The 6,585-nt window shown below is 73.2% G+C and carries 2 protein-coding genes; both read left to right on the forward strand.

From position 1 onward, the window contains the following. On the forward strand, window positions 1–685 hold a 685-nt coding region (locus EES42_RS43020), incomplete at its 5' end, for a phosphopantetheine-binding protein (protein ID WP_241196967.1). A gap of 7 nt (window positions 686–692) precedes the next feature. Beyond that, window positions 693–6,585 (forward strand): type I polyketide synthase (locus EES42_RS43025; RefSeq protein WP_124723657.1); only part of this gene is annotated, 5,893 nt, incomplete at its 3' end.

Here is a 6,585-nt window from a genome sequence, read left to right on the forward strand (position 1 = left end):
TGGTGCGTTGCCGGAAGCCGTGCTCGTCCCCGTCCGGCTTGACCTGGCCGCGCTGCGCCGGCAGTCGGCGGGCATGCCGCTGCCGGTCATGTTCCGCTCGTTGGTCCGCAGGGCGGCCCCGCGTGCGGCCGACGGGCGCTCTGCTTCCAGTGACGGCGGCGGATCGTTCGCCGACCGGCTGCGTCCCCTGCCCGACGCCGAACGCGAGCGGCTCGCCCTCCAGTTGGTGTGCGACCGCGTGGCGGAGGTGCTGGGGCACGCCCGAGGGGAGGACGTCAAACCCCATGACGCCTTCACGGAGATGGGCTTCGACTCCCTCACCGCCGTCGAACTGCGCAACAGGCTCAACGCCGAGACCGGCCTGCGGCTGCCCGCGACGCTGGTCTTCGACTACCCCACGCCGATGGTGCTCGCCGAGTACATCCTGGGCGAGGCCGCTCCGGCGAAGGCCGCAGCCCGCTCCGTGCTCTCCGAACTCGACCAGCTGGAGGCCGTGTTCGCCGCTCTGGACACGGCCGACGAGGAGCCGGTGGCTGAGGTCACCGCCCGGCTGAACGCGCTCGTGGCCAAGTGGAACGAGGCGCGCGGGCAGGCGGCCGTGACGACGGACGACGTGGGCAACACCCTCGACACAGCCTCAGACGACGAGCTGTTCGACTTCATCGACAACAGGTTCGGCAGGTGACTCGCTGATGGCGAACGAGGACAAGCTCCGCGACTACCTCCGGCGGGTGACCGCCGAGCTCCACGAGACGAGCGAGCGCTTGCGTGCCGTGGAGGAGAAGGACCGCGAGCCGATCGCGATCGTGGCGATGAGCTGCCGCTACCCAGGCGACGTCGGCTCCCCCGAGGAGCTGTGGGAACTGGCAGCGGAGGGCCGGGACGGGATCACGGAGTTCCCCGCGGACCGCGGCTGGGACGTCGACTCCCTCTACGACCCGGAGATGCGGCGCCCCAACACGTCGTACACGCAAGAAGGCGGGTTCCTGCACGGCGCGGGTGACTTCGACGCCGAGCTGTTCAAGATCTCGCCGCGTGAGGCGCTGGCGATGGACCCGCAGCAGCGGCTCCTCCTCGAAGCGGCCTGGGAGGCCATCGAGCGGGGCGGGATCGACCCGCTGTCACTGCGCGGCAGCCGTACCGGCGTGTTCGCCGGCGTGATGTACCACAACCACGCGGCGAGCCTCGGGGCGGTGCCCGAGGGCGTGGACGGCTTCCTGGGCACCGGCACCGCGAGCAGTGTGGTGACCGGCCGGGTGGCGTACACGCTGGGCCTCGAAGGTCCCGCGGTGACGGTGGACACGGCGTGCTCGTCGTCGCTGGTCGCCCTGCACCTGGCGATGCAGTCGCTGCGGTCGGGCGAATGCGCCTTGGCGCTCGCGGGCGGGGTCACGGTGATGACGACTCCGGCGACGTTCATCGACTTCAGCAAGCAGCGGGGACTCGCCGCGAACGGCCGCTGCAAGGCGTTCGCCGACGCGGCGGACGGCACCGGCTGGGGCGAGGGCGTCGGCATGCTGCTCCTGGAGCGCCTGTCGGACGCCCGCCGCAACGGCCACCGAGTGCTCGCGGTGGTCCGCGGATCGGCCGCGAACCAGGATGGCGCGAGCAACGGCCTGACCGCCCCCAACGGTCCCTCGCAGCAGCGCGTCATCCGCCAGGCGCTGGCGAATGCCGGCCTTTCGACGGAAGATGTCGACGCGGTGGAGGCGCATGGCACGGGTACGACACTGGGCGACCCCATCGAGGCGCAGGCGCTGCTCGCGACGTACGGCCAGAAGCGGCGCGGCGAACGCCCGCTGTTGCTGGGCTCGTTGAAGTCGAACATCGGCCACACCCAGGCCGCCGCCGGCGTCGCGGGCGTCATCAAGATGGTCATGGCGATGCGGGAGGGTGTGCTGCCGCAGACCCTCCACGTGGACGAGCCGTCCTCGCACGTCGACTGGTCGGCGGGTGCCGTCGAGCTCCTGACGGAGTCGGTGGCGTGGCCGGAGACGGGGGAGCCGCGTCGCGCGGGCGTCTCGTCGTTCGGCATCAGCGGAACCAACGCCCACGTGATCCTTGAGCAGGCGCCCTCGGAACGCGCCGAGGAGGGAGCCTCGAAGAGCCCCTCGCAGAGCGCCACCGAGGAGCGCGCGGCGAACGGGGGCGGGTCCGCCAACACAGCGCGCGGCCCTCTGGCGCCGGTGACGAGCGACGTCCTGCCGTGGGTGCTGTCCGGCAAGTCGCCGGAGGCCGTCGCAGGCCAGGCCGCGCGGATGCTGGCCTACCTGGAGGACCGTCCGGAGGCCGAACAGGCGACACCCGACGACGTGGCCGACGTGGCCTGGTCCCTGTCGACGACGCGGGCCCAACTGGAGCACCGCGTGGCCGTGATCGCCGAGCGGCAGGAGGACTTCCGGGCCGGCCTGGCGGCGCTGGCGCGGGGCGGCTCGGCTCCCGGCGTGGTGCGCGGCGTGGCGGCCCGTGCGACGCGGCCGGTGTTCGTGTTCCCCGGCCAGGGCGCGCAGTGGGCGGGCATGGCCGCCGGACTCCTGGAGTCCTCGCCGGTGTTCGCGGCGCGGCTGACGGAGTGCGGAGCGGCCCTGGCTCCGTACGTGGACTGGTCGTTGCTGGACGTGGTGCGGGGAGAGCAAGGCGCGCCGTCGTCGGACCGCGTGGACGTCATGCAGCCGGTGCTGTGGGCGATCATGGTGTCGCTGGCCGAGGTGTGGCGGTCGGTGGGTGTGGAGCCGGGCGCCGTACTGGGCCATTCGCAGGGCGAGATCGCGGCCGCCGTGGTGGCGGGCGGTCTGTCGCTGGAGGACGGGGCGCGGCTGGTGGCGCTGCGGCGCCGGGTGACGCTGCCGCTGTCGGGCCGCGGCGGGATGACGTCGGTGGCACGGGACGCGGACTGGGTCGGCGAGCGCGTGGAGCGGTACGGGTCGCGGCTGTCCTTGGCCGCGGTGAACGGGCCGGGCTCGGCGGTGGTCTCCGGCGACCTGGACGCCCTGGAGGAGTGGGAGGGCGAGTGCGCGGCGGCCGGCGTGCGGACGCGGCGCATCCCCATGGACTACGCCTCGCACTCGGCGCAGATCGACGGCGTACGGGAGGAGCTGGCGCAGGCGCTGACAGGGCTCGCTCCCCGGTCCGCGGCGGTGCCGTTCTACTCGACGCTGACGGGCGGGCCGCTGGACACGGTGGAGCTCGGCGCGGACTACTGGTTCAGGAACCTGCGGTCGAGGGTCGAGTTCGAGACAGCGACGCGGGCCGCGCTCTCGGCGGGGCACCGAGTATTCGTCGAGGTGAGTCCGCATGCCGTCCTCGGCTTCGGGCTGCAGGAGACGTTCGACTCGCTGGGCAGCGACGCCCTGGCGCTGGGTACGTTGCGCCGGGCCGAGGACGAGACCCGCAGGCTGCTCCTCTCCTTCGCCGAGGCGTGGGCGCACGGGGTGGAGGTCGACTGGCGCGCCGTGCTCGCCGGGACCGGGCCGCACCACGTCGTGGACCTGCCCACGTACGCCTTCCAGCACCGCCGCTACTGGCTCGACGCGGTGAGCAGGCCGCACAGCACCGACCCCGCCGGAACCGCCGGCGGTTCCGGCGGCGGAGCAGCGGCAGATGTCGCCCCCGAGGACGGCACGTTCTGGGCGGCGGTCGAGAGCGAGGACCTGGAGGCACTCTCCCGGACCCTCGCGGTGGACACGGAGCAGTCGTTCGCCGCCGCGCTGCCCGCCCTCGCCGCGTGGCGGCAGCAGCGTACGGCCCTCGCCGCGGTCGACGCCTGGCGCTACCGGGTGACGTGGCAGCGGATCTCCGAGTCCGCCGGGACAGGGGTCCTCTCCGGGACCTGTCTCGTGATCGCTCCGGAGCCCGACGCGGAGTACGTCGCCGAGTACGCCTCGGAGATCGAGCAGTACGTACAGCAGTGCGTCAGCGCGCTCGCCCCCGCCGACGTCCGGGTCGTGCGGGTCGGAACCGGACACGACAGCAAGGCGCTCGCCGCACGGATACGCACCGCGCTCGCGGACGCCGAAGCCGAAGCTGAAGTTGAAGCTGTGGGCGGCGGCGAACTGGCAGCGGTGACCGGCATCCTTTCGCTGCTCGCCCTGGACACGAGCGCCCACCCCGGCGCGGACGCGGTGCCCGCCGGCTTCGCGAGCACCCTCACCCTCGTGAAGGCCCTCGGCCACATCGAGGACAAGGTTCTTCAGAAGTCGCTCCACAAGGCCCCGCTGTGGATCGCGACCCGTGGAGCCGCCTCGGTGGGGCGGACCGACCCCGTGACCGATCCGACGCAGGCCCTGCTCTGGGGACTCGGCGGCGTCATCAGTGCCGAACACGCCCAGCTCTGGGGCGGTCTGGTCGACCTTCCGGCCGAACTGGACCAGCGGTCGGCGCGCCGCCTGCGCCGGGTGCTCGTCGCTGCCGACGGCGAGGACCAGCTGGCCGTCCGCGCCACCGGCCTGCACGCCCGCCGGCTGGCGCACGCCCCGCACCGCCCCGGACTCGCCCCCGACCGGCCGGGGCCGGACGCGGCGGACCCCACGGCCACGGCGTGGACACCACCACGCGGCACCGTGCTGATCACCGGCGGGACCGGCGCGCTCGGCGCCCATGTCGCCCGCTGGCTCGCCGACCAGGGCTGCGAGCACCTGCTGCTCGTCAGCAGGCGGGGCCAGGACGCCCCCGGCGCACAGGCCCTCGCGACGGAACTGGGCGCCAAGGGCAGCAAGGTCACTCTGGCCGCCTGCGACGCGGGCGACCGGAACGCGCTGGCCGCACTGCTCACGACGGTCCCGGCCGAGCTGCCCCTGACGGCGGTCTTCCACAGCGCGGCGCTCCTGGACGACGGACTGCTCGACACCCTGACCACCGGCCAACTCGACCGAGCCCTGCGGGCGAAGGTACGGGCCGCGGTGAACCTGCACGAACTCACTCGTGACCTCGGCACGGACCTCTCCGCCTTCGTCCTCTTCTCGTCCGTCGCCGGTGTACTCGGCGGCGTTGGCCAGGGGAACTACGCCCCGGCCAACGCGTTCCTCGACGCGCTGGCCCAGCACCGCAGGGCCCACGGCCTCACGGCCACCTCGCTCCAGTGGGGCCACTGGCGGGGCAGCGGCCTCGGCGAGGGCCAGGAGGAACGCTTCGCACGCACCGGGGTCGGCGCGATGGATCCCCAGCTCGCCCTCGTGGCACTGGGGCAGGCGCTCCAGGACGACGAGACCACCCTCACCGTCGCGGACGTCCGCTGGGAACGGGCGGCCGAACAGGGCACGACCCGACGGCCCAACCCGCTCCTGCGCGATCTGCTGCCCGAACTCCGCGACGCCGCCCAGGACATCGCCACCGGCCGTCCGGAGGCGGAGACCGACCGCCGCTCGTCGGCGCTCTCCTCCCGGCTGCGCGGCATGTCCGAACAGGACGGCCTGCGCCTCGTCCTCGACGTGATCCGCGGCGAGGCCGCCGCGCTCCTCGGCCACGCGTCCCCGGAAGCGGTGCCGCCGGGCAGGGCGTTCCTGGACCTGGGGTTCAGCTCCCTGAGCGCGGTGGAACTGCGCAACCGGCTCGACGCGGTGTCCGAGCTGAGCCTGCCGACGACTCTCGTGTACGACCACCCGTCCCCGGAGGCGCTGGCACGTCACCTCTGGTCGGAACTGACGGAGAACGGCGACAGCAGGCCGTCGCCGTACGGTTCGCAAGGTACCGGCGCCACGGGTGACGTGGGCGGTACGGACGGCGACCCGATTGTCGTCGTCGGTATGAGCTGCCGGTTCCCCGGCGGCGTGGGCTCGGCGGAAGAGCTGTGGGAGCTCCTGGCCACCGGAGCGGACGGAGTCAGCGGGCTCCCCGAGAACCGCGGCTGGAACCTGGCATCCCTCTACGACCCGAACCCCGAAGGCGTGGGCACGTCATACACGCGCGAGGGCGGATTCCTCCACGACGCCCCGGACTTCGACGCGGAATTCTTCGGCATCTCGCCGCGCGAAGCCCTGGCCATGGACCCCCAGCAGCGGCTGTTCCTCGAAGCGACCTGGGAGGCCGTCGAACGGGCGGGAATCGACCCGACGTCCCTGCGCGGCAGCCGTACCGGGGTCTTCGCCGGCACCAACGGCCAGGACTACGCGCACCTGATGGACACCGCGACCGAGTCCACCGCCGGCTACGCCGCCACGGGCAGCTCGGCCAGCGTCCTGTCCGGCCGTGTCTCCTACACGCTGGGCCTTGAGGGGCCTGCGGTGACGGTGGACACGGCGTGCTCGTCGTCCCTGGTCGCCCTGCACTGGGCGATCCAGGCCCTGCGGTCGGGCGAGTGCACGATGGCGCTGGCCGGCGGCGTGACGGTGATGTCCACCCCTGGCGCGTTCATCGAGTTCTCCCGCCAGGGCGGCCTGGCTCCCGACGGCCGCTGCAAGGCGTTCGCCGAGTCGGCGGACGGCACGGCCTGGGGCGAGGGCGTGGGCGTGCTCCTGGTGGAGCGCCTGTCCGACGCACGGCGCCTGGGCCACGAGGTGCTTGCCGTGGTACGGGGCAGCGCGGTCAACCAGGACGGCGCGAGCAACGGCCTGACGGCTCCGAATGGTCCCTCGCAGCAGAGGGTCATCC

Origin of the sequence: Streptomyces sp. ADI95-17, assembly GCF_003846175.1 — a bacterium.
Taxonomy (GTDB): domain Bacteria; phylum Actinomycetota; class Actinomycetes; order Streptomycetales; family Streptomycetaceae; genus Streptomyces; species Streptomyces sanglieri.